2 protein-coding genes are annotated in these 1,457 nt (G+C 39.1%); both read right to left on the bottom strand.

What is annotated here, in order from left to right; all coding sequences use genetic code 11:
- A partial coding sequence (locus RHS_RS29355; protein ID WP_047835223.1) for a hypothetical protein occupies positions 1-360 on the bottom strand: 360 nt, incomplete at its 3' end.
- 466 nt (positions 361-826) lie between these two features.
- Positions 827-1,457: fibronectin type III domain-containing protein (locus RHS_RS29350; protein ID WP_047835222.1), on the bottom strand; the 631-nt coding region annotated here is incomplete at its 5' end.

The raw sequence follows: 1,457 nt of genomic DNA, 5'->3' as shown, positions 1-1,457 counted from the left end.
CCTGCTCACTTGCCAGCTCATACATTTCCTGCGTAAACACCGGGTCTTGGACTGAAATGCTACAGCCTGTGCTCCTGAATATATGGCAAACACCACACTGTCCCGCAGTGTGGTTGACTCCCAGCTCTGCAGTGTCTGATTCTCCACATTAATATGATACTGTTGCGCCGCCTCTGCAGTGCTTTTGCGCAGATGCTGGTAAATAAGATCGTTATCCTTGCTGATGACGATCATTCGGCTGCCATGCTGTCTATCCGTCACCTCCGCCTGTCCGACGGAACTAAACAGAAACAGCTGTATGTACAGAACCACCATTAAAACCAGAAAACCAATAGAAACCAACATATATTTTCTGCTCATATTCTCTCCTGTCTATTGCACCCATGCTGCTATACTTGTACTCTTGAATCACTTTATCACATTATATCTAAATAAAGGTACTGGAAAATTTTTACTTTTTAAGCTAATAAAGTTTTATCTGAAAAGACCGTAACAAATTTGTTTTCGTTACGGTGTGCTGAGTTGATACTATTTATTCTTTATAGTAATTTTGCAGATCTTCCATAACCTCAACCTCTCTCTTCGGTGGCATATTATACAAAATTTTAGTAATTTACTCTGTAATTTTAACAAATAGTCCAATCTCTACGCAAGGGAATCTTTTGCCCCTAATCTGGAAGTTATTGCGGTTAATATAAGATTCAGCTTTTCAAAAGCTGCTTTTCCTCTGTAGTATACATGTTTTGTATACCATGACAGAAAAATAACAGGGCAGCTAATCCGTTATTCAGAATTAGCTGCCCTGCCAGGCAGATACACTATTATTTTACAATTTTACTGTTCGAACCTTCGAATAATTTCCATATACTTTAGTATCTCCAACCTTCTTGTATCCACGCATCTTAAACTGGTAAGTCTTACCCTTTTTCAGTTTTGTCTTTGTATATGCAGTACGTGCTGCAGATGCGTTTTTAATCCTGGTAAAGCCACCTTTTCCGGTCTTCATATAAATGGCAAATCCATCTGCCTTTGTTCCCTTTTTCCAGGAAAGCTTCACGCTTGTTTTAGAAGCTGCTTTAGCAGAGAGTACCGGTTTTTTCGGTGTCGTTGCTGTCTTTAAGTATTTTGAATATTTACCGAACAGCTTTTTACTTCCGGATAACGTATATGCCCTTACCCTGTATTTGTAAATCGTTCCGGCGCTTAAGCCTTTTACCGTATAACTTGTCTGGCCTGTGGTTTTTACTACGTACCATTTGTTTTTATCCGGATTATAGCGGCTTAATTCGTAGCCTTTTGCACCGCTGGTTTTATTCCAGGTTATTTTCATCTGGTTTGTTTTCAGATTAGATGCTTTTAATCCGCTTACTTTTTTCGGCGCCGTAATCTTTTTGAATTTAGCTGTATAAGTTACGTTTTCATAAACCGTTACCGTATACTTTGCGGTTGTGGATACT

Source organism: Robinsoniella sp. RHS (assembly GCF_001029355.1).
In the GTDB taxonomy this organism is placed as follows: domain Bacteria; phylum Bacillota; class Clostridia; order Lachnospirales; family Lachnospiraceae; genus Robinsoniella; species Robinsoniella peoriensis.
Note: the sequence above shows the minus strand (reverse complement) of the source record. Positions and strands in the feature narration are given on the sequence as shown.